This is a genomic window from Bacillus sp. GW823-FHT06A10 (assembly GCF_058795375.1).
Map to the genome: position 1 here is coordinate 575,795 of NZ_JBXAHT010000002.1, position 24,916 is coordinate 600,710.

The window sequence follows — 24,916 nt, forward strand, 5'->3', positions numbered from 1 at the left end:
TTGTGTGAAATCTCGATGAAGAATAAAGTGTAAACGAATTAAGCTGCTGGTGGATACCCGTTATAAAGAACAGTCATGATCGTAAACCATCCGAAAACGAGTACAGTTGCAATTGCAAAGCCGCTCGCGAAAAAGTTTTTTTCACGAAGTGTTCTAAGCGTAGCAAATACAGCTAACAGAGTGACAAGTGTAAAAATAATAACAAGGCCCATGCAATATCCTCCTCTGTCTACCCATTTCTTATTATGAGTTTTTGGAATATTTACTCTTTTATATTGTACATGTTTTAAAAATGATTGTCGAGATAGCATCCTTTCTTTTCCTAAGAGAAAGAAATGTTGTATCATTAAAAGTAAGTTTAATAACTGGAGGAGATTTTCATATGAAATGGATACAAATGCCGTTAGGCCCATTACAAACAAATGCTTATATTTTAATGAACGATCAAAAAGAGTGCATTATCTTTGACCCTGGGCACGAAGGTGAAAAGCTCGTTACATATTTACAAGAAGAACAATTAAAACCATTGGCTGTTTTATTAACGCATGCTCACTTTGATCATATCGGTGCTGTTGATGCGGTAAGAGACGCTTTTCATATTCCTGTATACGTACATAAAGAAGAAGCAGATTGGTTAGGAGATGCAACTGTAAACGGCTCTCAAATTTTTATGATGAACCGCAGTATTACAGCAAAACCAGCGGATCATATTATTGATGCAGAAGGTACATTAACAATTGGATCATTTAATTTTGAAATTTTTGAGACGCCAGGACATTCTCCAGGAAGTATTTCTTATTATAGTAAAGAGGCAAATGCTGTATTCTCAGGAGATGTATTGTTCCAAATGAGCATTGGAAGAACAGATTTGCCTGGTGGAAGTTTTGCTGAATTAATTGGAAGTATTGAAGAGAAATTATTTGTATTACCAGATGAGACAGCGGTGTTATGTGGACATGGTCCAGAAACAAGCATTGGTTTTGAAAAAGAAAATAATCCGTTTTTACAATAAGGAGTCATTATGGGAATGGAGCTCATTTTAAGAGAATGGATGGGGAAAGAAAAGGATTATTCAATTTCATATAGTACGTATATGAACCTTGTATTGTATACAGAAGGTCATGGATATTATATGAAAGAACGTGAAAAGATTGGAAGACAAGGGGATTTTTTTACAAGTAGCAATGTATCCTCTGTTTTTGCAAAAACTTTTGCTAAACTTTTTATTCGTCTTGTTGAAAATGGTGAAGTTGCTTCGAATATTTGTGAGGTTGGTGGGGGAACTGGAAAGTTTGCCTATGATGTTTTACAAGAATGGAAGCAATTATCTCCAAAAACCTTTATTGATTTAAACTATTCAATGATTGAAGTGAGCCCTTTTCATAGGAAATTACAGCAGGAGCAACTTGGCTCATTTTCTAATGTATCGTACTATACCTCCTATAGTGAAATAGGAGATTCTTTCGAGGGAATTCTCTTTTCGAATGAGTTGTTTGATGCATTTCCTGTTGAAATAATTGAGAAAAGAAATGGTATGTTGTATGAAGTACGTATTACATATACAGAGGAAGGAAACCTTTCAGAAGTATGTAGGCCGTTAGATAAAAGAATTGGTCGATATTTATTGAAATATAATATTCATATTGCTGAAGGGCAACGTTTTGAAGTACCAATTGTGATGGAGGAGTATATAAAAGAAATCGCGAAATGGTTTCAAAAAGGTATATGTATTACAGTTGATTACGGATACACAAAAGAAGAATGGATGCATCCAGCACATCGTGAAGGAAGTTTGCGAGGTTATTATCAGCATAAGCTAATACGTAACCCACTAGCGCATCCAGGTGAAATGGATCTTACTACTCATATTCATTGGGACGAGCTAAAGGAGATGTTTAGTATGCAAGGAATGAGTGCGGTATGGCATAAGAAACAATCTGAGTTCTTGTTAGCTGCAGGGATATTAGAACAGCTTACGAGCCATCAAGATATGAATCCTTTTTCTGAAACGCAAAAACAAAATCGAGCAGTTCGTTCTATGATTTTGAATGGAGGAGTAGGGAGTGCGTTTGATGTTGTTATACATACAAAAGATATGCAACATTTACATTTGGAGCGGTATGTAACAATATAAAAAACAAGACACAGTATATACTGTGTCTTGTTTTTTAATACGACTTATGTAGTATTATATATTTCCTCTCATGATATATATTTATATTAAAGATATGAGATAAAAAATATAGAATACGTTCTTTTTCTTCGATTATTAGTCCCTAACCTAATAATACGCGAACGAGTTGAATTATTGTTTCGTTCTCTACTTTGTAATAAATTTCTAATCCTTTTCTTTCACTAGAAACGATTTTAGCGCTTTTTAATTTTGCTAAATGCTGTGAAATTGTAGATTGTGGCATGTTTAAGCCAGTGTACATTGTAGAAACGTTGCTTGGACCGCGCTCAATTAATCCTTTTACGATACATAAACGAACAGGATGAGCCAGCACTTTTAATAATTCTGCATTACTTTCATATAGTTCTAATTCTTTTTGAAAGGTTTCTAACATGTTCTTTTCCACCTCCGTGTGAGCTATTATACCATACTATACATACCAAAAATTTAAAGAAAAGAAAATAGTTGTTGCAGAAAAAAAGTCCTAAAGTAAAGAAATTGTAAGAAAAGAGACCATGATGTAAATAAAATAGGTAAATTAGCACGTTTTTGTAAAATGACATTTTTGGGTGAAAATTTCGATGCGTTTTAAAAATTGAAAGATATAGATATATTTGTAACACAATTTTATCATGATTTTCTTATTCTTTCAAATGAATATACGAAATTTTTAAAATAATATGACAAAGGAATTATAATGATATATATAGAATATAAAACAGGTTAAAAGAAAAGAAGCTGAATGTAATTCGCTTCTTTATGGTGATAATGAAATATTTGATTACGGCTGATAAATCTTAGGATAATCAAGTCATTAGTCATTTATTCTAAAATTCATCTTTTAGCAACGTTAAAAATCTGTGATTCCATATGTTCTCGTAAAAATCAATTGTCTCTTTTGCGGACATAAAAGGATTATTCAACGTAGAGGTTGTTTTCTGTACCATAAAGTTTTCGTATCCCAGTCCGTGGGCAAACTTAATCGTAGCATCCATACAGTACTCTGTTTGGGCACCGCAAAATTCAATGCGATTTACAGATAATTGATCTAAAATTTCTTTTAAGTTTGTTTTATAAAATGAATTTGCATGTGTTTTTCTTACAAAAAAATCTTGTTCTTGAACATCAAGATCGGTATGAATAGCCCAAAGTTCTTTCTCGGGTACTAAATCATCATCACAATGTTGAACAAAAAGGATTGGTTTATTTGATTTTCTGTATGAAGAAATTCTTTTATTTACTTTTGTTAGTAAGTTCTGTAAATCAAATAAATGCTCTCCGCCATAACATACGCCATTTTGTAAATCGATAACGATTAAAATATCTGCACAAGTATCCATTATTTTTACCCCTTTTTTATTTCTTAATATATCAATTAATCCCTTATTTAGAAATAGATGATATACTTTTATTTTTTTATGGACTATAAGAAAAGAAGAAATTCAAATGAATATAACTAAAACGCAGAAAAAGAAGATATGAAAACCTAATCTCATATCTTCTTTTTCTCTATGCATTTACAGGTTCTTCTACATAAGAAAGGGCATTTTCAAAATCGGATATTAAATCGTTAACATTTTCAAGACCGACTGATAACCGAAGTAATGAATTAGAGATTCCTCTTTCATCACGAGCTTCTTGCGACAGTGCTGCATGTGACATTTTTGCTGGATAAGAAAGAATTGACTCTACAGCTCCTAAACTAACTGCAAAAACAGGTAATTTTACTTTTGATAAAAATTGGCGGAGTGCATCTTCTGACTGCAAAGTAAACGATAAGACCGCTCCAGCTGATGTTGCTTGAGATTGTTGAATATCAAATCCGAGATGTGTTTGTAATCCCGGATAATAGACATTTTGTACTTTAGCGTGCTCTTGTAAATAATGTGCGATTTTATTGGCATTTTTAGCTGAATGCTCGAGGCGTACGTGCAATGTTTTTAGACCGCGAAGTACGAGAGAACAATCTTGAGGTCCTAAAATAGCACCGAATGCATTTTGTAAAAATCCAAGCTTTTGAGCGAGTTCGGCATCTTTTACTACTGCTAATCCGGCAGTAACATCACTATGACCAGCAATAAATTTTGTAGCACTATGAAGAACGACATCAGCTCCAAGTTCAAGTGGTTTTTGGAATAGTGGTGTCAAAAATGTATTATCAACAAAAGTAAGAGCGCCAATAGATTTTGCGAGTTTAGAAACCTCGCGAATATCTGTCACTTTTAAAAGTGGGTTAGAAGGTGTTTCTACATAAAAGAGCTTTGTATTTGGTTTCATGTTTTGTTTTATTTCTTCTAAATTGGTCATATCAACAAATGTATGTGAAACACCGTAACGGGAGAGTACCTCAGTTATCACTCGGTAAGTGCCTCCGTATACATCTTCTGAAATGAGTACGTGATCACCTTGTGAAAGAAGGAGGAATGCAGTGGAAATCGCTGCAATGCCTGATGCAAAGGCGAATCCCTTTGTTCCACCTTCTAATAAAGCAATGATATCTTCAAGAGCTTCACGAGTTGGATTTCCTGACCTGCTATAGTCATATTTTCCGAACGTATCTACATCAAACTGGTGAAAAGTTGATGTGTTATAGATAGGAACGTTCACAGCTCCTGTTTGCGAGTCATGTTTATATTGGTTGTGTAGTAAGAGTGTATCTATAGAATAACTCATATTCTTACACCTTCTTTTACAAGTTTAATGGCTTGCTTTAAGTCTTGAATTAAATCGTTACTATTTTCAATGCCAACGGAGAATCGAAGAAGACGATTACATACACCGTTTGCTGTTCTAATTTCTTCAGGAATATCAGCATGTGTTTGCGTTGCTGGATAAGTCATTAAACTTTCTACACCACCAAGACTTTCGGCAAATGTAATTAAGGATAAAGATTGTAAGAATGGATTAATCCAAGCTTCATCTTTAAGGCGAAATGAAATCATGCCGCCTCTTCCAGGATAAAATACATCTGTCACCCCGTCTTCATCATTTAAATATGCAACAACTGCTTTCGCATTTTCTTCATGCTGTCTCATGCGAAGCGCTAACGTTTTCATACCGCGAATTAATAACCATGAGTCAAATGGGCTTAAAACTGCACCTGATGCATTATGATAATGAGCGATGTCTTCACAAAGTTCCTTTCCTTTTGCAATGACAAGTCCGCTTAGTACATCGTTATGTCCCCCTAAATATTTCGTTGCGCTGTGAAGTACAATGTCAGCACCTTCTGTTAATGGTTGCTGTATATAAGGTGTGTAGAATGTGTTGTCTACAATAAGAAGTAGTCCGTGCCTTTTCGCTACAGTTGCGACAGCAGCAATATCAGTAACTTGCATTAATGGATTAGTTGGAGTTTCTATGAAAATAGCCTTCGTTTCAGTTGTGATAGCTTGCTCAATTTGTTTAATAGACTGTGTATTTACGTATCTACATCGAACATTCCACTTTTTTTCATGTTCAGAAAATAATCGATACGTTCCACCGTATAAATCTTCAGATACAATAAGTTCGTCTCCAGAGCGGAATAGAGAAAGGACGAGGAGAACAGCCGCCATCCCTGAACTACAGGCATAACCTTGTTCGCCATATTCTAAGTCTGCGATTGCCTGTTCTAAAAGACCTCGAGTTGGATTGCCAGTTCGTGAATAGTCAAAGCCAGTAGATTTACCAATTCCTTCATGACGATAAGCGGTTGAGAAATAAACTGGTGGATTAACCGTTCCAGTTGTAGTTTCACTGCGATTGCCGATTTGTGCTAGTTTTGTTTCGATTGTTGACATGTGAAAATTCCTCCTTTTTAAATTGAAACATTAAGTGAATATAAAATAAAAAAAGCCTTCTAAGAAGAAGGCTTTCGGTTTGAATAGAGTCTTCTTCTCATCTGTCAAATCTTTCACAATTTGCTGGAATTAGCACCTTATTAACAAAATGTTAATGGTTGCTGAGGCGTCACAGGGCCAGTCCCTCTACCTCTCTAGATAAGAATGTTCGTATGAAATTTTTATTATGTTTTTAACTTTACAACAAAAGATAATTGAATTGCAACTTTATTTTGAAAAATTTTTATTTTTCCGCAAGTGTCATTGACTTTTACTTTTGTGCATGCTAAATTTATTAAAAAATTAACAAACATTGTTAAAAGGGGAACGCATTTCCTTTTAGCTACATAAATAAAATAATAAAGACAACTCTTATTGAGAGCGGTGGAGGGAAAGGCCCTGTGAAACCCGGCAACCTTCAAACGAAATGTTTGAAACGGTGCTAATACCTGCAAAACGAATGTTTTGCATAATAAGAGGAGGAACGATTATGTCCCCCTCTTCAAAGTGAAGAGGGGGTTTTTATATTGATAGAAATGAGGGAGATTCGTGAAATTACTAGATTTATTATCAAAAGGAATTGTAATAGGTGATGGTGCGGTTGGGACGTTATTGCATTCACATGGCTTGCAAAGTAGCTTTGAAGAATTGAATGTATCGGATCCAGACTTAATTATATCGATTCATAAACAATATGTAGCTGCTGGAGCAGATGTAATTCAAACGAATACGTATGGAGCAAATGAGGCGAAATTACGTATGTACGGCTTAGAAAATCAAGTTACAGAAATTAATAGAGCGGCAGTAAAACTGGCGAAAGCATCTGTTACAGATAAAAATGCAATTTTAGGAACAATTGGTGGTATGAAACATATCGGAGCCGTTACAACGACTGATATGGAAAGGGAGTTTATGCTACTTGAACAGGCAGGGGCTTTACTAGAAGAACAGGTTGATGGATTACTATTAGAAACTTTTTACGATGAATTTGAATTACTTCATGCTGTTAAAGTATTGCGTAAGCAAACGAACATTCCAATTGTTGCTCAATTAGCGTTACATGAAGCAGGTACGACTCAAAATGGAAATGATGTTAATGAAATATTAAAGCAAATTATAGATTACGGTGCAAATGTTGTTGGATTAAATTGTCAACTAGGGCCGCTTCATATGACGGAGGCTTTCAAAATGATATCGATTCCGCAAAATGGCTATTTATCAGCATACCCAAATGCAGGTCTCCCGAATTATGTGGAGGGACGTTACGTATATGAGGGAAGCCCAGCTTATTTTGAGGCGATGACGCCGAGATTTATTGAGCAAGGTATTCGGTTATTAGGTGGTTGTTGTGGTACGACTCCAGAACATATTCAAAGTATGAAGCACGCTGTTGCGAATGTTACACCTGTAATAGAAAAAGACACCATTCAAAGGCCGAAAGTTGTTCATACGCATGAGAAACGTTCGAAGGCTCACGTCACTCTAGCAGAGAAAGCGAAAAAACAAACGACAGTTGTAGTGGAATTAGATCCACCGAAAACGTTAGATACACAGCGGTTTTTTGAAGGAGCAAGAGCTTTAAAAAGAGCGGGAGCAGATGCTATTACTCTAGCAGATAATTCATTAGCATCGCCTCGTATTTCTAATATGGCAATGGGTGCGTTATTAACGAAGCATGATATCCCGGTATTGACACATTTAACGTGTAGGGATCATAACGTCATTGGACTACAATCTCATTTGTTAGGTTTATCGGCGTTAGGGATGGAAGAAGTGTTAGCTTTAACTGGTGATCCAGCGCGCGTTGGTGATTTTCCTGGTGCAACTTCTGTATACGATTTGTCCTCTATTGAGCTCATTAAAATGATTAAAGAAATGAACGATGGACGTTCAATTTTAGGGAAATCAATTGGACCGGCGACAAGGTTTTCTGTAGGCGGCGCATTTAATCCTCACGTGAGGCACTTAAAAGCAGCGGTTAAGCGAATGGAACGAAAAATAGATGCTGGAGCGGAATATTTTTTAACTCAGCCAATTTACGATATCGCGTTAATTGAAGAAGTGTATGAAGCGACAAAGCATTTGGAACAATCTATTTTTATTGGAATTATGCCGTTAGTAAGTAAGCGGAATGCAGATTTTCTTCATTTTGAGGTACCGGGTATTACTCTTCCAGAAGAAATAAGAGAGAGAATGGATGGACACGAAACGAAAGAGGCGGCAATTGAGGAAGGGATTCGCATTTCGCAAGAATTGATCGACGCAGCGATGAAATATTTTAATGGTATTTATCTTATTACACCATTTTTAAAATATGAAATTACAGAACATCTTGTTAAATATGTAAGAGAAAAGCAAGAAGTGAAAGAAGGTATTAATTGATGAAGTGTATAGAAGAAAAATTACAAAATAGCATTTTAATATTAGATGGTGCAATGGGAACAATGATTCAGCAAGAGGATTTAACTGCTGAAGATTTCGGAGGAGAAGAGTACGAGGGCTGTAATGAATATTTAGTAGAAACAAGACCAGACGTTATTTTAAAGATTCATAAAGCTTATATTGAAGCTGGAGCGGATATTATTGAAACAAATACATTTGGGGCAACGAATATTGTACTAAGTGATTATGAGCTGTCTCATTTAGATGAAGAACTAAATGAAAAGGCAGCACTTTTGGCGAAGCAAGCTGTTAAAGAAAGCGGTAAGGAAGTATATGTTGCGGGAGCGATGGGACCAACAACGAAAGCAATTAGTGTTACTGGTGGTGTGACTTTTGAAGAATTGATTGAGGCTTATACAAGGCAGGCACGAGGATTATTAAAAGGAGAAGTTGATGTATTACTCGTTGAGACGAGTCAAGATATGCGTAACGTGAAAGCAGCTTATATTGGAATTCAAGCTGCTTTTGAAGAACTGAAAAAAACGGTTCCTATTATGATTTCAGGAACGATTGAGCCAATGGGAACGACTCTGGCTGGGCAAACAATTGAAGCTTTTTATTTATCAGTAGAACATATGAAACCATTATCTGTTGGGTTAAATTGTGCGACTGGTCCGGAGTTTATGAGGGACCATATTCGTTCACTATCTGATTTATCGGAGTGTTACATTTCTTGTTATCCAAATGCAGGTCTTCCTGATGAAGATGGACATTACCATGAGTCTCCATCTTCTCTCGCTGAAAAGGTGAAGCGATTTGCTGAAGAAGGATGGGTTAATATTATCGGTGGTTGTTGTGGCACGACACCAGAACATATAAAAGCAATGAAAGAAGCACTAGCATCTCTTAAGCCTCGTGACCATCATGAGAGAGAAGGACATGGAATTAGTGGATTAGAGGCACTGCAATATGATGAGTCTATGAGACCGTTATTTGTAGGTGAAAGAACGAATGTTATTGGATCACGTAAATTTAAACGATTAGTAGCAGAAGGGAAATTTGAAGAGGCTGCTGAAGTGGCAAGAGCGCAAGTGAAGAAAAATGCTCATATTATTGATATTTGTATGGCAGATCCTGATCGTGATGAAATAGAAGATATGGAGAAATTTTTGACAGAAGTTACGAAAGTGTTAAAAGTACCGATTATGATTGATTCAACGGATGAAAATGTTATGGCAAGAGCACTTACTTATATTCAAGGAAAAGCTGTTATCAACTCTATTAATTTAGAAGATGGAGAAGAGCGTTTTGAAAAGGTAACACCGCTTCTTCGTAAGTATGGTGCTGCAATTGTAGTTGGTACAATCGATGAAGATGGTATGGCAGTAAGTGCTGAAAGAAAATTAGAAATTGCAAAAAGAAGTTACGAATTATTAACGACGAAATATGGGATACGCCCGTCAGATATTATTTTTGATGCACTTGTGTTTCCAGTAGGGACAGGTGATGAAGAATATATTGGTTCAGCGGCAGCGACTATAGAGGGCATTCGCCTTATTAAAGAAGCGTTACCAGAGTGTTTAACGATTTTAGGTGTAAGTAACATATCATTTGGTTTACCACCGGCTGGACGTGAAGTATTGAATTCCGTCTTTTTATATCATGCTACGAAGGCTGGATTAGATTACGCGATTGTTAATACGGAAAAATTAGAACGCTATGCGTCGATTCCAGAGGAAGAAAAACACCTTGCAGATGCATTACTGTTTGAAACGACGAAAGAGACGTTAGAAGAATTTACAAACTTTTACCGAGTCGCTAAAAAGAAAGATGTCGTTGTGCAAGAAACGTTAACGCTAGATGAACGACTAGCAAATTATATTGTAGAAGGTACGAAACAAGGATTACACGAGGATTTAAGTCTTGCACTTGAAGAAGGAAGAAAACCTCTTGATATTATTAACGGTCCGCTTATGACAGGGATGGATGAGGTAGGACGACTATTTAATAATAATGAACTTATTGTTGCTGAAGTATTGCAAAGTGCCGAAAGTATGAAAGCTGCTGTAAGTTATTTAGAGCCACATATGGAATCTAGCGATAGTGCAAAAAAAGGGAAAGTATTATTAGCAACTGTAAAAGGTGATGTGCATGATATTGGGAAAAATCTCGTTGAAATTATTTTAGCGAATAACGGATATGAGATTATTAATTTAGGAATTAATGTACGTTCGGATCGAATTGTTCAAGAAGTACAAGAAAAGAAGCCGGACATTATAGGCCTTTCAGGTTTATTAGTAAAATCAGCGCAACAAATGGTAACGACTGCTGAAGATTTAAAAGCAGCAAATATTGATGTGCCCATTGTTGTAGGTGGTGCAGCGTTAACGAGAAAGTTTACAGATAATCGAATTTCACCATCATATAAAGGGCTCGTTTGTTATGCGAGTGATGCGATGACGGGGCTCGATATTATTAATAAGCTTCAAAAAGAAGAAGAGCGTGAGAAGATGAAACAGGATAAAAAAGAACGTCATCTTCATATCGTAAAAAAAGAGGAGAAGAAAGTAGAAATTCCAACAGTAATTGAGCCATTACCGAAGGCTGAGGTTATGGTGCCTGATTCAACAAAACGAATTGTATTACGTGATATTCCGGCTCTTCATCTCGCTCCATTTTTAAATAGACAAATGCTACTTGGGCATCACCTTGGATTAAAAGGAAATGTGAAGAAGCTTTTGAAAGAGGGAGATAAGAGAGCACATGAATTAAATGATTTAATAGATGAATTATTGCAGGAAGGACAATCTTGGTTAAAGCCGAAAGCAGTGTATCAATTTTTCCCAGCGCAAAGCGACGGACAAAACATTGTAATATATGATCCAGAAAATCATACGCGTGTTATAGAGCGTTTCACATTCCCTAGACAAGGAAAGGCTCCCTATCGTACTTTAGGCGATTATTTGCGCCCAATTGGAGATGAGATGGACTATGTTGCTTTCTTATCTGTTACGGTTGGGGAAGGAGTTCGGGACATTGCTGAAGAGTGGAAGGAGAAAGGTGATTACTTACGTAGTCATGCCATTCAATCGTTAGCGCTTGAATTAGCAGAAGGACTTGCTGAAAAAACACATATGCTCATTCGTGACCGCTGGGGCATTCCAGACTCACCTGAACTGACGATGGAAGAACGTTTCCGTACGAAATATAGAGGAATACGCGTGTCATTTGGTTATCCGGCGTGTCCAGAACTTGCAGATCAAGAAAAGCTATTTCGCTTAATTCATCCAGAGGAAATAGGTATTTCATTAACAGAAGGATTCATGATGGAGCCAGAAGCGTCCGTAACGGCTATGGTATTTTCTCACCCTGAGGCAAGATATTTTAGTGTATTATAGTCTAGAAGGGGGAGACGTATGAAGAAAATAGTCTTTACAGGTGGCGGTTCGGCAGGACATGTAACACCTAATTTAGCCATTATCCCATATTTACAAGAAGACAACTGGGATATCTCTTACATTGGTTCTCATCAAGGTATTGAGAAAACGATTATAGAAAAGGAAGGCATTCCCTACTATAGTATTGCGAGTGGAAAGCTACGTCGTTATTTTGATTTGAAAAATATAAAAGATCCTTTTCTTGTAATGAAGGGTGTTATGGATGCGTATGTAAGGATTCGAAAACTAAAACCAGATGTGATTTTTTCAAAAGGCGGTTTCGTATCTGTACCAGTCGTAATTGGAGGATGGCTAAATAGAGTACCAGTTTTATTACATGAATCTGATATGACGCCAGGACTAGCAAATAAAATTGCGCTTCGTTTTGCTTCGAAAATATTTGTTACATTTGAAGAAGCAGCGAAACATTTACCGAAAGAAAAAGTAATATATACGGGATCTCCTGTACGTGAAGAAGTGCTGAAGGGAAATCGAGAAACAGGTTTAGCATTTTTAGGTTTTTCACGTAAAAAGCCAGTTATTACCATTATGGGAGGTAGCTTGGGCGCGAAAAAAATTAATGATACTGCTCGAGAAGCATTACCAGAACTTCTTAAAAAGTATCAAATTGTTCACCTTTGCGGAAAAGGTAACCTTGATGAAAGTTTACAAAATAAAGAAGGATATAGACAATTTGAATATGTACATGGAGAACTGCCAGATATATTAGCAGTAACAGATTTTGTTATTTCACGCGCGGGCTCCAACGCAATTTTTGAATTTTTAACATTACAAAAGCCGATGGTTTTAATTCCATTATCGAAATTTGCAAGCCGTGGAGATCAAATATTAAATGCAGAGTCCTTTGAAAGGCAAGGGTATGCCTCCGTATTATATGAAGAAGATGTAACTGTAAAATCTCTTATAAAGTATGTCGAAGAATTGAATCAAAATAATGAGAAGTATAAAACAGCACTAAAAAAATATAATGGAAAAGAAGCAATTAAAACAATCATTCAAAATATTTCAGAGGCATGATGAAACAATCATGCCTCTTTTAGTAGGGTGAAAGATTCCAAGAATTGATATTTTTATGTTACAATAAAGTGAAACTTTAATCAGTTGGGGGCATCCTCCATCTAACTTCTTTGCTTTCACTGGAATTTGAGGAGGGGGTTTTACTGCCCTCAAATAGCGGGATAACAAATGGGTTAATAGGGAAATTCCAATTAATGAAGCGTGAAAATACGAATGGATTAGGAGTGACTGTGTTGGAGCTAAGTCTCTATGAAAATACTGCACTTATTATATGCTTTGTGTTGTACGTTGGTAGTGTTATTGTTTATATTTCAAGGAAATTTTCGCAAGAAAGAGAGCTTGAAAAATCAGAGATAACAGCTGAACTAGAAATGTTAGCTGATGAAAGTTATAAAAAACAAAAAATAAAAGAAGACCATGAAGCATCCCATCATTTAAACGCAAATAAGTTTTAAAGATGGGGATTTTTTTTGAAGTTGTTATTTATTATAGCTATAACAAATAACGCTAAAAAGGAGTTTCTCGATACATAATGAAGGAGTGTATATAAATGAATTTTTATATCGCCTCAGGTTTCCAAAATAAACATCTTGTATGTTCCGTAGCAAATGAACTGAAACATGCAGGATGGCACCATACATATGATTGGACCAAAAACGAAAGAGCAGTGAATCAAGAACAATTAAGAGAAATTGGTCAGGCAGAAAAAAATGCTGTAAAAGAAGCGGATGTGTTTTTACTTATATTAGATGGCGGAAACGGGAGCCATACAGAGTTTGGAATGGCGATTGCACTAGAGAAAACGATATATGTATATCATGCAGGAAACCCGCTCCAAACAACGTTCTATCACTTGCCAGAAATAAATATTTTTGAAGGAGATGTAGCTGAGTTTGCATCTTATGTTATGAATCATGTGAAATAATAGTAACTACCTAAAAGGTTATAAAAGTGATCTTTTGGGTACAGTGATGATAAGAAACGTATATAAAGGAGTACATAATATGAAATTAGAAAATGGATGGGAAACGAGCTTTTTAGAAGTCGTACAAAATAGTGAATTTAAGAAAGAGGCACTTCTTAGTCAATTGCTTTGTCAGGATAGTGAAGAAGTAGAAGAGCTTGTGGATGATTACGGCTACGAAGAACTTGTTGAACGTGAACATGATGATGAGTTAGCTGAAATCTTAGGAGAAGAACTTTTTAGTGAGATGGAACGCCAAGTATTCTTATCTTCAAACCCAGAAGAAAAACTTATTGCATTCGTCAATGGATTAGGTTTTCATGTGTTAGATTGGATCGTTCTTCTTGAAACAGAATTTGGCATTGATAGTGCAAACTTTACATCAGATGCTGTAAAGGTGTTAGAAAAGCGTTTCAGACAGTTTCCGTACATAGAGGACAATACAATTTTTGATATGACATTTGGAGAATCGATGGATGTATTAGAATCTGTTACAGGATTACAACTAAAGGAAAAGATGAACATATAATGAAAAAAGAACGTGATTCAATCACGTTCTTTTTTTACATAATAATAATTTTATCATCTAGTTTTGTCTGCCCGGTAAGAAGTGCGTTTAAATATTCCACTTTTCTTATACAAGCTTGTATATGTCTTTCAACCTCTTGTAACTCTGCTTGGTGATGTGTTTCAATTGGATGAATTTGTACGTTGAATTTTTCAAATTGACTACTATATGTTATTTCTGCATAGCCGCTCATAATATCGGTTTCGTTATGAAATAAAAATTGCCTCGTTTTGTCACAGAATGATACATCCTGAAAGCCATATACTTTTAATGCTTCAATTACTTTTTTAATCATTTTTGTATTCATTTTTTTAACCCTCTTTACGAAGTTCTACTTTTATATTATAACATAAAAAATTACATAGAAAGCGCTTCCAAGTGTATTTTATTATAAACTTTACGTTTCAATCACAAAAATGAAACAAAGAAAAAATAATTGTAAAGAAGGAAGGACTCTTTTATTGTTTCGTCATATATATAGAGAAATAGTGCAATGAAAGGAAATTTTCCGAGGTGGAGATCGTATTTCCAATTTGAGCGCAGTAAAAGAGGTGAGAATCTTGAACTTTGATATTGTAGGACAAAAAGCATATATAAAAGATGGACCGCATCGGAACCGAATTGGAATTGTAAAGAAAAACGAGACAAAATTAGCATCGCAGTTTGCTATTGTAATTGGAGAACAAATTATTGATGTAGAGCTAAAGGATATCGTGTTAGTTGGAGTAGACGTAGGACAATTTCATAAATGGTGCGAACAAAATGGTTATTTGTGAAAAGGACGGGCTGTGAGATAATGAAATATATTTGAGGAAAGAGAATATATTATTGTATTCTCTTTTTCTATGTTTAAGGAGGCGAAAATGAAATATAAAGAACAGGAGTTTACGTTGGAGTTAAAAGAGAACATTCAATGTATGGAGAAGGAAATAGAGCGAATGTCACTTAAATTGTATAAAGAGTATTCGCATTTATACATAGAAAAAAACATGGAATTAGATATGGGATTTGCAAGAGAAAAAGAGAATCCCTTTGAGGTGGGTTATTATTCAACAGTTGCTATAGATATATTAGATGAAGAAAAAGAGATGATTAAATTTCACAATATTCCAATTTGGGAATGTGAAAGAATCTTTTTAGGAATGCCAATTCAATCAAACATTTTGGGTAGTAAGAAAGTAGGAGAACTCGCTGATGAATCTTGTTATGAGATTGAGGAAGAGTTAAAAGAGCAATTAGAAGAATACTTGGAGTGATAATTCTCAAGATAAGATCTATAAAGAGGGAACGGAATAAAAAAGACGCTAACAATTGTATGTTAGCGTCTTTTTTTCATTATGAAGCAATTTCACCAGTTTTTGTATCATCTTGATTGTACGTATCTTGATCTAATTCACCAAGCCATTTACTTGAAATAAGACCTGCTGTCATAGAACCACTTACGTTAAGAGCTGTACGACCCATATCGATTAATGGCTCAACCGAGATAACTAGAGCAACAATACCGATTGGTAAGTTCATTGTAGATAGTACGATTAAAGCTGCGAATGTTGCACCGCCACCAACTCCGGCAACACCGAATGAGCTAATAGCAACAACAGCGATTAAAGTTAAAATAAATTGTGGTTGTAATGGATCAATTCCTACAGTTGGAGCGACCATCATTGCAAGCATTGCTGGATAAATACCTGCGCAACCGTTTTGTCCGATAGATACCCCAAATGAAGCTGCGAAGTTTGCAATTCCTTCGGAGATACCAAGCTTTTCTTTTTGAGCTTCAATATTTAATGGCATCGCACCAGCACTAGAGCGAGATGTGAATGCAAAAGTTAGTACAGGGAACACTTTTTTCAAATATTGAATTGGATTTAAACCAGACAATGCAATTAATAATAAGTGAATGATAAACATTACGATAAGTGCTACATAAGAGGCTAACACGAAGTTACCAAGCTTTAAAATAGCATTTATATCGCTACCAGCAACTGTTTTTGCCATAAGAGCTAATACGCCGTATGGAGTAAGGCGTAAAATTAATGTTACCATACGCATTACGATTGCATATACAGCATCAAGCATTTTCTTAAATAGCTCTGCTTGTTCTGGATATTTTCGTTTTACACCTATAAAGGCAATGCCGATAAAGGCTGCAAATATTACGACAGAGATTGTTGATGTTGGACGAGCGCCTGTTAAATCAAGAAACGGATTTGTAGGCAATAGCTCTAATAATTTATCTGGAATTGTTGTCTTTTCAATAGAAGTAAATCTTTCTTCAACTAGTTTCAGACGAGCAGATTCTGCATCACCTTGTTGCAAGCCTGTTGCAGATACATCAAATCCTGCACTTGCAGCGATACCGACAGCTGCAGCGATTCCTGTAGTAAGAATTAAAATTCCGATAATAAGACCACTAATTTTACCAAGGTTTTTCGTTAACTGTAATTTTGTAAATGCTGAAATAATAGATACTAAAATAAGTGGCATAACGATCATTTGAAGTAATTTCACATAACCGTTACCAATTAAGCCAAACCAAGTATTTGATTCAATAATTACTTTAGAAGTTGGCTCATAAATGAATTGTAATATAAGACCGAATAAAATTCCGACTCCTAAAGCGGTAAATACACGTTTATTAAAAGATACATGCTTACGTTGCATATAATATAATACGCCAACTAAGATGAGCATGACTGCAACGTTAATTCCGACAAGCAGTGTATTCATGTTGATTCCCCCTAATTCCAATCTGTTATATAGAATATAAGGTAATAAAACCTATAAGTCAACTAGGAAATTCCGGGATTAAAAAAAAGATGGCAAAATGCCATCTTTTAATGTCCAGCCCCAGGGACAAGTAAAAATGTCGTGTAGTATGTAAATCCTATGAAGAAAACAGTTAAATATGCCCCGAATACGTATATATACATACGCTCTGTTAATTTTAAATAGCTTAAAAGTACGAAGAAACCTGTTTGTCCTAAAAATAGTAGTGCAGCCTGTTGCATATCTCCTACGTAAAACATAACCGAGAAAATTCCAGTCCAAAAGCCGAGAACGCGAAACATGCGATCCATGCTATTTCCCTCCTTTTCTAGAAAAAGTAAAACCTCTTTTCATTATAGTTTATTTTTCTTACTATTGTAAATATTCTTTCATATAAAAAGAAGCCAATTATTATTGGCTTCTTTTTATATGATAAATTAAATTGTTAGTTTATAATTACAAGATTTACATCCATCTAATAGACTATCATGTCGAGTTAATTCCATGTTAGGGAATAGGATTTCAAAAATGCCTTTCATCATATCTCCGTGCATGTTACAAATTTCAGTTGGATGATGAACAGCAACTTCTTTAAATGGACAATTGTGTACATCATAGAAAATTTTTGTTCCATCTGCACTTAATTCAAATGCAGGTGATAAGCCAGCTGTTGAGAAAGCTTCTTTTGCAATTTGAACTTTTTGTTCCACTGTTAAAGCATCTTCACTCACATTTAAACGTTGCATATGTTGTTGCATTAATTCAGCTCCGAATTGTTTTCCTGTTTCGTATAGCGCTTTCTCACCAGCAGCGCCAAGGCTAAGTAAAGAATTAAATGCGATTCTTGCTAACAATTGATAATCACGGAATGGAAATTGTAATTGGATAACATCTTCAGATAAGACATATAATCTGCTCGGTCTTCCGCCTTTTCCAGTTTTCTTCGTTTCCGATTTTAGCATATGAACATCTTCTAATTTAGATAAATGTAAACGCGCTACGTTTGGATGAATATCGAACTCATCTGCAATTTCTTGTACCGTTACGTAACTATGTTTTTGCGAAATATATTTATAAATGTAATAACGAGTTGGGTCAGATAATACACCTGTAATTTTTAAAGCTTGTTCCATGAGGATCTCCACCTTTATCACTTTATCCAAGATAATAACATTATAATACAGATAAACATTATTATAGGTAATTTCAGACAATAATTCGGAAATTGTTCATAATTTCACAAACATATTTTTCCTTTTTCCTCTATTGAAAATACAAAAGTCCAAATTTTTATTGCGCATGTTTTCATGCTATATACATAGTGAGGAGGGAAAAGTGATGAATGGGATTGAAATTTTTGCGAATACAATTTTAAAAGAAGCGTGTAGGGTACAAGCGTCAGATTTACATATTGTGCCCCGGCAGAAGGATGTAGCAGTGCAACTACGTGTAGGAAAAGATTTAATGACGAGACATTGTATTGAAAAGGAGTTTGGAGAAAAACTTGTCTCACATTTTAAATTTTTAGCATCTATGGACATAGGAGAGAAACGGAAGCCACAGAATGGTTCGTTGTATTTGCAAATTGATGGACAAGAAGTGTATTTACGCCTTTCAACACTTCCAACAGTATATCAAGAAAGTCTCGTTATTCGCCTTCATTTACAAGCATCTGTGCAGCCCTTATCACATCTTTCGTTATTTCCAAGTACGGCAGCAAAACTACTCTCGTTTTTACGCTATTCACAGGGGCTACTCGTGTTTACTGGACCGACTGGTTCTGGGAAGACAACGACAATGTATGCATTATTAGAGGTAATTAGAAAAAAGAAAACACGTCGCATCATTACACTTGAAGATCCGGTTGAAAAAAGAAGTGACGATGTATTACAAATTCAAATAAATGAAAAAGCGGGTCTCACATATGAAACAGGATTAAAGGCTATTTTACGTCATGATCCAGATATTATTTTAGTCGGTGAAATCCGTGATGAAGAAACAGCAAAAATAGCTATAAGAGCAAGTTTGACAGGACATTTAGTCATGACAACGCTGCATACGAATGATGCGAAAGGAGCAATCATTCGTTTCATGGATTATGGTATAACGAGGCAAGAGATTGAACAGTCTTTATTGGCTGTGGCTGCACAGCGACTTGTCGAATTGAAGTGTCCGTTTTGCAGAGGAAAGTGCTCAACTTTATGTAAATCAATGAGGCAAGTAAGGCAAGCAAGCATTTATGAGCTGCTATATGGATATGAGTTAAAACAAGCGCTTAAAGAAGCAGATGGAGAATGTGTTACTTACAAACATGAGACTTTAGAATCGTCAATAAGAAAAGGATATGCTTTAGGTTTTTTAGAAGATGATGTTTATGTTTAAGAAAACTTGGAGTTTAAGTGATCAAGTAGTATTGTTGAAACGTTTAGGAGAATTATTAGAAAAAGGCTACTCTCTTTTACAAGCATTAGAATTTTTACAGTTTCAATTACCTGTAGAAAAGAAAGTACAATTGCAGCACATGATTGAGGGGTTAAAAGATGGGAAAAGTCTACACGATTCTTTTCATCAGTTAAAGTTTCATCAGGACATGTTAAGTTATTTATTTTATGCCGAGCAACATGGTGATATTTCTTTTGCTTTGCAACAAGGAAGTGCACTTCTTTATAAGAAAGATAAGTATAGGAGAGACATGATGAAAATCATGCAGTATCCTATGTTTTTAATGTTTTTTCTACTAATCATGCTTTTTATTTTCAACCTCATTTTATTACCTCAGGTTGAAATGGTTTATAGTTCGTTCGGTTCTAATACACCACTACTTACAGAACAAATTTTAAGTGCAATAAAACTGCTACCTTACATTATTTTAACCGCTATTTTAACTGTTATTATTGGATGTAGTTTGTATATGTTGTATTTTAGGAAACTTCCACATATTAGCCAGGTAAAAATCATGCTTCGTATGCCCCTCATCAAAACATTTCTTATTTTAAAGCATTCACATTATTTTGCTACTCAGTTGAGTGGTTTATTAAATGGTGGACTATCAGTATGCGAAGCTTTAACAATAATGATGGAGCAAAGATATCATCCGTTCTTTCAATATGAAGCGAGCCGGATTGAAAGACAATTAATTGGAGGAGAACAGTTACAATCTATCATTGCTAAAAGTGGGTATTACGAGAAAGAACTTTCTTATGTTATTACGCATGGACAAGCAAACGGCAATTTAGCGATTGAATTAGGTGACTATAGCGATCTTATTATGGAAAAGATGGAACGGAAAATTAAACATATGTTAGTTATCATTCAGCCTATTTTATTTACATGTATTGGAGGAATCGTTGTCCTTATGTATTTAGCGATGATTATGCCAATGTTTCAAATGATGAATTCTATTTAGGGGGCATTTGTATGCAGAATGAGGAAGGATTTACTCTGTTAGAGATGCTATTAGTAATGGTTGTCATAACTATATTATTACTATTAATTATTCCGAATGTAGTTACACAGCGTTCATCGGTCCAAGGAAAAGGGTGTGCAGCTTACGTGAAATCTATAGAAGCACAAATACAAGTATATCAATTACAACATAATAAAATTCCATCGTTAAAAGAACTGACAGATGAAAAGTATATTACAACTGATAAGTGCCCGAATGGCGAATCTATTCATATTTCAGATGATGGCGCAGTATCAATTAGGGCATTGTGAAACAACAGGGGTTTACTTTTTTAGAAATGTTACTCGTTTTATTTGCTATTTCTGTATTAAGTGTAGTTACGTATTTTAGTGTTCATTCCTTATACGAGCGACAAAAAGTTGAACAATTTTTGAGACAGTTTTCAAATGATATTTTGTATATGCAGCAATTAGCGATAAATCGTCAAAAGCACTATACATTACGTTGGCATAAAGATAGAAATATGTATGCTATAAAAGAGTCAGGTACAAAGTATTATATCGTCAAGCGAGAGTATGAAGAAGATATACAAATTGATTTGCATACGTTTCCAAATCCGATGACATATAATCCAAGTGGAAATATTAATAGAGGTGGTACGATTATAATTTCATATCGAAATTATAAATATGAAATTGTATTTCAGCTTGGAAGAGGGAGATTTACGTATCGTGAAATGTCAAAAAGGATCCATAATGGCTGAAATGATTGTATCGTTAAGTGTTTTAATGATGGCTGTATCGTTACTACTACCGCAAACAGTATTAGTTATGCAAGAAAGAAAAAATATACAAATTCGTTATAAGGCATCTGGATTATTAAAAAAGGAAGTAATTATATATATGTATGGAAATGAAGAAAAGCGAATAATAGAAAAGAATATAAATGGAATTGTGTATTACACATATTGGGGAGGCAATGAAGTTTGTACCATGTGGAGAGATGTGAAAGACAGAGTGATGGAACAATGCTTTTATGTAGGAGAAAAAATAAATTAGAATTTGGTTTTTCATTAATAGAAATGATTGTATGTCTGTTTCTATTATCAATATTTTTTTTGCTCTTTCCCCGCCTACATTTCATTGAAATGGAAAATAAACAGTCGAAAGGGTTAAATGATTGGGAGTGGGATGTGTATTTAGGGCAAATGCAATTGGAGTTTCGTGAAGTATCATCTGGAGAACAGCTAGCATTTGAAAATGGAGAAAGTATTTTACGATTTCGATCGCGTAATGGGAGTGAAGTATCGTATGAAAAAGAGAATAGTCGTCTTATAAGAAAGGTAAATAGGCGCGGGAGGGAAGTTGTTTTACAAAATATTGGAACGGTTTCTTACAAACTAACACCTCATGTACTTATTATAAATGTGAAAGATACTAGCGGAAAAATATATGAAGGTGTAGTTATGCGATATAGTGAAATGGAAATGAATGTATGAGAGGGCAAAATGGGTTTACAATGCCTGGAACACTCATCTTTCTTATTTTATTAACTTCTTTTTTTATATACGAAACAAATATGTTGTTTACAGATAAAAATTTTTATATAGAAATAGAACAAAAGTTTTTACTGGATGAACTACTTAACCGATCTATTATAGATATAAAAAAAGACTTACAGCAAAAAGAAAAAGAAGGTGCATTTTTCTTTCAGTATGAAAAGGGAGAAGTGAGTGGAAATTATATCTTTGAAAATGATTTAATTCTCGTTGCGTTGCAGTGTACACTCAAACAGGAAGCTTTCTATACGGTGAGCTTTCGGTATAGAAAAAAGGATGGAAAAATAGTCGATTGGATAGAAGGATAATATGTAAAAAATACGAAGAAAAACCAGGGATTTCTATTGTAAATTGAATTGATTTTTTAGAAGAAATGGATAAATATAATGATTAAAAGTTTAAATTTTCTCAAAAAAGAGAAAGGTAGAAAGAATGTGATATATTCATGCTATCCAATCATTATTTTTAGGGAGAATAGGGAAATGACAAACAACAATCAAATAGGTGAAAATAAGGAACAAACTATTTTTGATCATAAAGGAAATACGATTATGACAGAAGATAGAGAAATACACATTATTTCAAAATTCGAAGAACCTCTTATTGTCGTATTAGCAAATGTACTAAGTGATGAAGAGTGTGATGAATTAATTGAAATGTCTAAAAATAAAATGAAGCGTTCTAAAGTTGGTTCATCACGTGATGTAAATGATATTCGAACAAGTAGCGGTGCATTTTTGGAAGACAATGAACTTACTTCAAAGATTGAAAAACGAATTTCATCTATCATGAATGTTCCTGCGTCGCATGGTGAAGGATTGCACATTTTAAATTATGAAGTGGATCAACAATATAAAGCACACTATGATTATTTTGCGGAACATAGTAGATCAGCTGCTAACAATCGTATTAGTACGCTTGTAATGTACTTAAATGATGTAGAAGAAGGCGGGGAAACGTACTTCCCGAAATTAAATCTTTCTGTACATCCTAGAAAGGGAATGGCAGTATACTTTGAGTATTTTTATCAAGATCAATCACTAAATGAGCTTACGTTACATGGAGGGGCACCTGTAACGAAAGGCGAGAAATGGATTGCAACGCAGTGGGTGAGAAGAGGTACTTATAAGTAAAAGCGAGTGTTACGTTTTGTTCTTCATAGTATAAGAACAAAACGTTTTTTTATTAAACAAAGTAGCATCTTTCGTTATAATAACAATTAATAAATGACGATTGAGAGGACAGAAAATGAAATCTATATACATAACCGGCTATATGGGAGCAGGGAAAACAACAATTGGAAAAGCATTAAGTCAAGAACTTCAAATGGATGTTGTAGATACTGATCAAAAAATCGAAGAGAAGCAAAAGAAGGCAATTCGTGATATTTTTGCCGAAGAAGGCGAAATGACTTTTCGGGAATATGAAAGCGAAATGTTACGTTCGCTACCAGTCCATAATGTCATTATTACAACTGGTGGGGGAATTATTGAACGAGCGGAAAATCGCAAGTGGATGAAAGAGAACGGAACTGTCGTGTATTTATATTGTGATCCAAATGTAATTGCAGAAAGGCTTCGTGAAGATACGACACGTCCACTATTTCAAAAGAAAGATATAGATGCATTCGTAAAGAAATTTGAATCACGCCGAGCTTATTATGAAGAGGCTCATATTCATATCGATACGACAAATAAGTCTGTAAAGCAAATTATGAATGAATTAAAGGAAAAGATTAATGTATAAAAAAGTGGACATACTAATCAAGTAGAGGTGATGATAATATGTCTACTAATGATTATGTTCGCTTTGTGACGCAGCAGTTTGTGTCGTATATGGATGCTCCAAAAGAAGATCGAAAACAAAAGAAAGAACAACGCCGTGCTGAAAAAGAGCCATTTATGAATAAGTGGTTTGGTGTTATGCCGCTGAGTGCTGCTTTGTTTTACCGAAATGTAAAAAGTAAAAGAAAAAAATCAAGTTAAATTTTAGTCATATGTCTAGCAAAATAAAGATGCCCTAGTGTCGTAATACACTAGGGCATCTTTGTTTACTGCACGGATTCTTGTTCTTCCGTAACGGCATGTATTTTATTGTTCACCCATACGAACCCTATTCCGATACAAATAGAAATGCCCCAGCCGACAGCGGTCATAATCGCTCTCATTTCACCGTAGCCATCTACACCAAAAACAGAGATGAAATAAATTTTTAAAAAGCTTTTTAATATAAATTGTAGCCCGAAAAATAACGTTAAATATTGCAGTGCTGGATATATACGACTATCACGATAAAGCTCACGACTTTTATCACGGTCATGACCTTGAAGTGCGGCAATATCTGCTGCGAAATATAACATAAGTGGTTTTTTTATAAAAATTGTACATATGACGATAATACCGAGTACGATGTGATAGTACGCATCGTTCCATAACATTCGTTCAGCTGACCCAGATAATAGATCTACCGTTGTATTAGAAATGAGTGTAATTAAAATAAAGAACCCTGTCACGTTAAACTGTTTTTCTTTTTTAAAGGTATACAGTGTATAAATAATCCCCGGAACAGAGGAAAGTAACATCGCGTAATAAGGATCGATATAAGGTTTTGCAAATTTCCAAATGAGGAATGGGATTACGAGATAAAAGACAAGATCTAATATAGCTTTTTTATTTTGATTCATACAAAGCCTCCTTAAGTCATACATATATTTTATAATATAATTTCTGAAAATTGTATAAGGTTTAATGGGAAAAGAAAAAATATATCAATTTTTGAGGGATTAGTAGATTGAAAAAAA

The 24,916-nt window shown here is 34.9% G+C and carries 30 protein-coding genes and 2 riboswitches; of the genes, 20 read left to right on the forward strand and 10 right to left on the reverse strand.

The features are described from left to right. Positions 1-38: 38 nt before the first annotated feature. Positions 39-212, reverse strand: coding sequence for a DUF2759 domain-containing protein (locus AC1Q8M_RS17760; protein ID WP_000524852.1), 174 nt, complete (start codon positions 210-212; stop codon positions 39-41). Between the two features lie 170 nt (positions 213-382). Here AC1Q8M_RS17760 and AC1Q8M_RS17765 point away from each other — a divergent pair, with 170 nt between their 5' ends. Together AC1Q8M_RS17765 and AC1Q8M_RS17770 are read left to right on the forward strand one after the other, a co-directional pair. Beyond that, complete coding sequence (locus AC1Q8M_RS17765) at positions 383-1,012, forward strand: MBL fold metallo-hydrolase (protein WP_000871225.1); 630 nt, start codon at positions 383-385, stop codon at positions 1,010-1,012. A 9-nt stretch (positions 1,013-1,021) separates the two neighbouring features. Continuing rightward, entirely contained in the window at positions 1,022-2,134 is a 1,113-nt protein-coding gene (locus AC1Q8M_RS17770; protein ID WP_000525147.1) for a class I SAM-dependent methyltransferase, read from the forward strand. A gap of 142 nt (positions 2,135-2,276) precedes the next feature. On the opposite strand, the gene AC1Q8M_RS17775 is transcribed toward AC1Q8M_RS17770, so the two are convergent. From AC1Q8M_RS17775 to metI, 4 genes are all read right to left on the reverse strand, one after another. Then, complete coding sequence (locus AC1Q8M_RS17775; protein ID WP_000894377.1) at positions 2,277-2,567, reverse strand: ArsR/SmtB family transcription factor; 291 nt, start codon at positions 2,565-2,567, stop codon at positions 2,277-2,279. A 433-nt stretch (positions 2,568-3,000) separates the two neighbouring features. Beyond that, positions 3,001-3,513 (reverse strand): cysteine hydrolase family protein, encoded by a 513-nt coding sequence (locus AC1Q8M_RS17780; RefSeq protein ID WP_071713580.1) that lies wholly within the window; start codon positions 3,511-3,513, stop codon positions 3,001-3,003. 169 nt (positions 3,514-3,682) lie between these two features. Then, entirely contained in the window at positions 3,683-4,846 is a 1,164-nt protein-coding gene (gene metC / locus AC1Q8M_RS17785) for a cystathionine beta-lyase (RefSeq protein WP_000122301.1), read from the reverse strand. Continuing rightward, positions 4,843-5,955: a cystathionine gamma-synthase/O-acetylhomoserine thiolyase gene (gene metI, locus AC1Q8M_RS17790; RefSeq protein ID WP_098360861.1), complete on the reverse strand. Its 1,113-nt coding sequence runs from the start codon at positions 5,953-5,955 to the stop codon at positions 4,843-4,845. Before metI ends, metC begins: the two co-directional genes overlap by 4 nt. Positions 5,956-6,049: 94 nt before the next feature. Continuing rightward, positions 6,050-6,160: riboswitch (SAM riboswitch) on the reverse strand. Between the two features lie 203 nt (positions 6,161-6,363). Beyond that, positions 6,364-6,473: riboswitch (SAM riboswitch) on the forward strand. A gap of 70 nt (positions 6,474-6,543) precedes the next feature. On the opposite strand from metI, the gene AC1Q8M_RS17795 reads away from it, so the two are divergent. From AC1Q8M_RS17795 to AC1Q8M_RS17820, 6 genes are all read left to right on the forward strand, one after another. Then, on the forward strand, positions 6,544-8,376 hold the full coding sequence (locus AC1Q8M_RS17795) for a bifunctional homocysteine S-methyltransferase/methylenetetrahydrofolate reductase (RefSeq protein WP_098360862.1): 1,833 nt from the start codon (positions 6,544-6,546) through the stop codon (positions 8,374-8,376). Then, positions 8,376-11,774, forward strand: a complete 3,399-nt coding sequence (gene metH / locus AC1Q8M_RS17800; protein ID WP_065229360.1) for a methionine synthase — start codon at positions 8,376-8,378, stop codon at positions 11,772-11,774. Before AC1Q8M_RS17795 ends, metH begins: the two co-directional genes overlap by 1 nt. Positions 11,775-11,792: 18 nt before the next feature. Then, complete coding sequence (gene murG / locus AC1Q8M_RS17805; protein WP_000724770.1) at positions 11,793-12,851, forward strand: undecaprenyldiphospho-muramoylpentapeptide beta-N-acetylglucosaminyltransferase; 1,059 nt, start codon at positions 11,793-11,795, stop codon at positions 12,849-12,851. Between the two features lie 194 nt (positions 12,852-13,045). Beyond that, on the forward strand, positions 13,046-13,306 hold the full coding sequence (locus tag AC1Q8M_RS17810) for a DUF3966 domain-containing protein (protein ID WP_000817964.1): 261 nt from the start codon (positions 13,046-13,048) through the stop codon (positions 13,304-13,306). 95 nt (positions 13,307-13,401) lie between these two features. Then, positions 13,402-13,776, forward strand: coding sequence for a nucleoside 2-deoxyribosyltransferase (locus AC1Q8M_RS17815; protein ID WP_001012331.1), 375 nt, complete (start codon positions 13,402-13,404; stop codon positions 13,774-13,776). A 79-nt stretch (positions 13,777-13,855) separates the two neighbouring features. Further along, a complete protein-coding gene (locus tag AC1Q8M_RS17820; protein WP_000764263.1) occupies positions 13,856-14,344 on the forward strand; it encodes a hypothetical protein in 489 nt (162 codons plus the stop codon). A 34-nt stretch (positions 14,345-14,378) separates the two neighbouring features. Here AC1Q8M_RS17820 and AC1Q8M_RS17825 read toward each other — a convergent pair whose 3' ends face one another. Next, positions 14,379-14,690 (reverse strand): hypothetical protein, encoded by a 312-nt coding sequence (locus tag AC1Q8M_RS17825; protein WP_001093240.1) that lies wholly within the window; start codon positions 14,688-14,690, stop codon positions 14,379-14,381. A 253-nt stretch (positions 14,691-14,943) separates the two neighbouring features. Here AC1Q8M_RS17825 and AC1Q8M_RS17830 point away from each other — a divergent pair, with 253 nt between their 5' ends. Then, positions 14,944-15,159: a DUF3912 family protein gene (locus AC1Q8M_RS17830; protein ID WP_001008326.1), complete on the forward strand. Its 216-nt coding sequence runs from the start codon at positions 14,944-14,946 to the stop codon at positions 15,157-15,159. Between the two features lie 87 nt (positions 15,160-15,246). After that, positions 15,247-15,639 carry a hypothetical protein gene (locus AC1Q8M_RS17835; protein WP_098360863.1) on the forward strand — a complete coding sequence of 131 codons (393 nt, stop codon included), beginning with the start codon at positions 15,247-15,249 and terminating at the stop codon, positions 15,637-15,639. Between the two features lie 79 nt (positions 15,640-15,718). On the opposite strand, the gene AC1Q8M_RS17840 is transcribed toward AC1Q8M_RS17835, so the two are convergent. The 3 genes from AC1Q8M_RS17840 to AC1Q8M_RS17850 form a co-directional block, all read right to left on the reverse strand. Further along, positions 15,719-17,113, reverse strand: a complete 1,395-nt coding sequence (locus tag AC1Q8M_RS17840; protein WP_001094344.1) for an L-cystine transporter — start codon at positions 17,111-17,113, stop codon at positions 15,719-15,721. A gap of 107 nt (positions 17,114-17,220) precedes the next feature. Next, positions 17,221-17,463: a DUF2626 domain-containing protein gene (locus tag AC1Q8M_RS17845; RefSeq protein WP_000375619.1), complete on the reverse strand. Its 243-nt coding sequence runs from the start codon at positions 17,461-17,463 to the stop codon at positions 17,221-17,223. Positions 17,464-17,589: 126 nt separating this feature from the next. After that, on the reverse strand, positions 17,590-18,285 hold the full coding sequence (locus tag AC1Q8M_RS17850; RefSeq protein WP_000434124.1) for a helix-turn-helix transcriptional regulator: 696 nt from the start codon (positions 18,283-18,285) through the stop codon (positions 17,590-17,592). A 205-nt stretch (positions 18,286-18,490) separates the two neighbouring features. Here AC1Q8M_RS17850 and comGA point away from each other — a divergent pair, with 205 nt between their 5' ends. From comGA to AC1Q8M_RS17900, 10 genes are all read left to right on the forward strand, one after another. Then, positions 18,491-19,534 (forward strand): competence type IV pilus ATPase ComGA, encoded by a 1,044-nt coding sequence (comGA, locus tag AC1Q8M_RS17855; RefSeq protein WP_001013187.1) that lies wholly within the window; start codon positions 18,491-18,493, stop codon positions 19,532-19,534. Next, a complete protein-coding gene (gene comGB / locus AC1Q8M_RS17860) occupies positions 19,527-20,558 on the forward strand; it encodes a competence type IV pilus assembly protein ComGB (RefSeq protein WP_083530659.1) in 1,032 nt (343 codons plus the stop codon). Before comGA ends, comGB begins: the two co-directional genes overlap by 8 nt. Before the next feature lie 11 nt (positions 20,559-20,569). After that, positions 20,570-20,869: a competence type IV pilus major pilin ComGC gene (gene comGC / locus AC1Q8M_RS17865; protein ID WP_001178687.1), complete on the forward strand. Its 300-nt coding sequence runs from the start codon at positions 20,570-20,572 to the stop codon at positions 20,867-20,869. Further along, a complete protein-coding gene (gene comGD / locus AC1Q8M_RS17870; RefSeq protein ID WP_002094140.1) occupies positions 20,866-21,321 on the forward strand; it encodes a competence type IV pilus minor pilin ComGD in 456 nt (151 codons plus the stop codon). The genes comGC and comGD overlap by 4 nt, the downstream gene beginning before the upstream one ends. Continuing rightward, positions 21,314-21,616, forward strand: a complete 303-nt coding sequence (locus tag AC1Q8M_RS17875) for a type II secretion system protein (RefSeq protein ID WP_141493410.1) — start codon at positions 21,314-21,316, stop codon at positions 21,614-21,616. The genes comGD and AC1Q8M_RS17875 overlap by 8 nt, the downstream gene beginning before the upstream one ends. Then, complete coding sequence (gene comGF, locus AC1Q8M_RS17880; protein WP_000923102.1) at positions 21,586-22,056, forward strand: competence type IV pilus minor pilin ComGF; 471 nt, start codon at positions 21,586-21,588, stop codon at positions 22,054-22,056. Before AC1Q8M_RS17875 ends, comGF begins: the two co-directional genes overlap by 31 nt. Beyond that, a complete protein-coding gene (comGG, locus tag AC1Q8M_RS17885) occupies positions 22,053-22,424 on the forward strand; it encodes a competence type IV pilus minor pilin ComGG (protein WP_001214888.1) in 372 nt (123 codons plus the stop codon). The genes comGF and comGG overlap by 4 nt, the downstream gene beginning before the upstream one ends. A 174-nt stretch (positions 22,425-22,598) precedes the next feature. Then, positions 22,599-23,249 (forward strand): 2OG-Fe(II) oxygenase, encoded by a 651-nt coding sequence (locus tag AC1Q8M_RS17890; RefSeq protein ID WP_000183863.1) that lies wholly within the window; start codon positions 22,599-22,601, stop codon positions 23,247-23,249. Between the two features lie 115 nt (positions 23,250-23,364). Next, positions 23,365-23,862, forward strand: coding sequence for a shikimate kinase (locus AC1Q8M_RS17895; RefSeq protein WP_000836666.1), 498 nt, complete (start codon positions 23,365-23,367; stop codon positions 23,860-23,862). A gap of 38 nt (positions 23,863-23,900) precedes the next feature. After that, the gene (locus AC1Q8M_RS17900) at positions 23,901-24,101 is read left to right on the forward strand and encodes a YqzE family protein (RefSeq protein WP_000106083.1); all 201 of its coding nucleotides are present in this window, start codon (positions 23,901-23,903) and stop codon (positions 24,099-24,101) included. Positions 24,102-24,166: 65 nt separating this feature from the next. On the opposite strand, the gene AC1Q8M_RS17905 is transcribed toward AC1Q8M_RS17900, so the two are convergent. After that, positions 24,167-24,799 carry a VC0807 family protein gene (locus AC1Q8M_RS17905; RefSeq protein WP_001073111.1) on the reverse strand — a complete coding sequence of 211 codons (633 nt, stop codon included), beginning with the start codon at positions 24,797-24,799 and terminating at the stop codon, positions 24,167-24,169. Positions 24,800-24,916 lie beyond the last annotated feature (117 nt).

Excerpts from the sequence above, each read along its gene's own strand:
- AC1Q8M_RS17760 (WP_000524852.1), bottom strand. The coding sequence starts at position 212 with ATGGGCCTTGTTATTATTTTTACACTTGTCACTCTGTTAGCTGTATTT.
- AC1Q8M_RS17765 (WP_000871225.1), top strand. The coding sequence starts at position 383 with ATGAAATGGATACAAATGCCGTTAGGCCCATTACAAACAAATGCTTAT.
- AC1Q8M_RS17770 (WP_000525147.1), top strand. The coding sequence starts at position 1,022 with ATGGGAATGGAGCTCATTTTAAGAGAATGGATGGGGAAAGAAAAGGAT.
- AC1Q8M_RS17775 (WP_000894377.1), bottom strand. The coding sequence starts at position 2,567 with ATGTTAGAAACCTTTCAAAAAGAATTAGAACTATATGAAAGTAATGCA.
- AC1Q8M_RS17780 (WP_071713580.1), bottom strand. The coding sequence starts at position 3,513 with ATGGATACTTGTGCAGATATTTTAATCGTTATCGATTTACAAAATGGC.
- metC (WP_000122301.1), bottom strand. The coding sequence starts at position 4,846 with ATGAGTTATTCTATAGATACACTCTTACTACACAACCAATATAAACAT.
- metI (WP_098360861.1), bottom strand. The coding sequence starts at position 5,955 with ATGTCAACAATCGAAACAAAACTAGCACAAATCGGCAATCGCAGTGAA.
- metH (WP_065229360.1), top strand. The coding sequence starts at position 8,376 with ATGAAGTGTATAGAAGAAAAATTACAAAATAGCATTTTAATATTAGAT.
- murG (WP_000724770.1), top strand. The coding sequence starts at position 11,793 with ATGAAGAAAATAGTCTTTACAGGTGGCGGTTCGGCAGGACATGTAACA.
- AC1Q8M_RS17810 (WP_000817964.1), top strand. The coding sequence starts at position 13,046 with ATGAAGCGTGAAAATACGAATGGATTAGGAGTGACTGTGTTGGAGCTA.
- AC1Q8M_RS17815 (WP_001012331.1), top strand. The coding sequence starts at position 13,402 with ATGAATTTTTATATCGCCTCAGGTTTCCAAAATAAACATCTTGTATGT.
- AC1Q8M_RS17820 (WP_000764263.1), top strand. The coding sequence starts at position 13,856 with ATGAAATTAGAAAATGGATGGGAAACGAGCTTTTTAGAAGTCGTACAA.
- AC1Q8M_RS17825 (WP_001093240.1), bottom strand. The coding sequence starts at position 14,690 with ATGAATACAAAAATGATTAAAAAAGTAATTGAAGCATTAAAAGTATAT.
- AC1Q8M_RS17835 (WP_098360863.1), top strand. The coding sequence starts at position 15,247 with ATGAAATATAAAGAACAGGAGTTTACGTTGGAGTTAAAAGAGAACATT.
- AC1Q8M_RS17840 (WP_001094344.1), bottom strand. The coding sequence starts at position 17,113 with ATGAATACACTGCTTGTCGGAATTAACGTTGCAGTCATGCTCATCTTA.
- AC1Q8M_RS17845 (WP_000375619.1), bottom strand. The coding sequence starts at position 17,463 with ATGGATCGCATGTTTCGCGTTCTCGGCTTTTGGACTGGAATTTTCTCG.
- AC1Q8M_RS17850 (WP_000434124.1), bottom strand. The coding sequence starts at position 18,285 with ATGGAACAAGCTTTAAAAATTACAGGTGTATTATCTGACCCAACTCGT.
- comGA (WP_001013187.1), top strand. The coding sequence starts at position 18,491 with ATGAATGGGATTGAAATTTTTGCGAATACAATTTTAAAAGAAGCGTGT.
- comGB (WP_083530659.1), top strand. The coding sequence starts at position 19,527 with ATGTTTAAGAAAACTTGGAGTTTAAGTGATCAAGTAGTATTGTTGAAA.
- comGC (WP_001178687.1), top strand. The coding sequence starts at position 20,570 with ATGCAGAATGAGGAAGGATTTACTCTGTTAGAGATGCTATTAGTAATG.
- AC1Q8M_RS17875 (WP_141493410.1), top strand. The coding sequence starts at position 21,314 with ATGGCTGAAATGATTGTATCGTTAAGTGTTTTAATGATGGCTGTATCG.
- comGF (WP_000923102.1), top strand. The coding sequence starts at position 21,586 with ATGCTTTTATGTAGGAGAAAAAATAAATTAGAATTTGGTTTTTCATTA.
- comGG (WP_001214888.1), top strand. The coding sequence starts at position 22,053 with ATGAGAGGGCAAAATGGGTTTACAATGCCTGGAACACTCATCTTTCTT.
- AC1Q8M_RS17890 (WP_000183863.1), top strand. The coding sequence starts at position 22,599 with ATGACAAACAACAATCAAATAGGTGAAAATAAGGAACAAACTATTTTT.
- AC1Q8M_RS17895 (WP_000836666.1), top strand. The coding sequence starts at position 23,365 with ATGAAATCTATATACATAACCGGCTATATGGGAGCAGGGAAAACAACA.
- AC1Q8M_RS17900 (WP_000106083.1), top strand. The coding sequence starts at position 23,901 with ATGTCTACTAATGATTATGTTCGCTTTGTGACGCAGCAGTTTGTGTCG.
- AC1Q8M_RS17905 (WP_001073111.1), bottom strand. The coding sequence starts at position 24,799 with ATGAATCAAAATAAAAAAGCTATATTAGATCTTGTCTTTTATCTCGTA.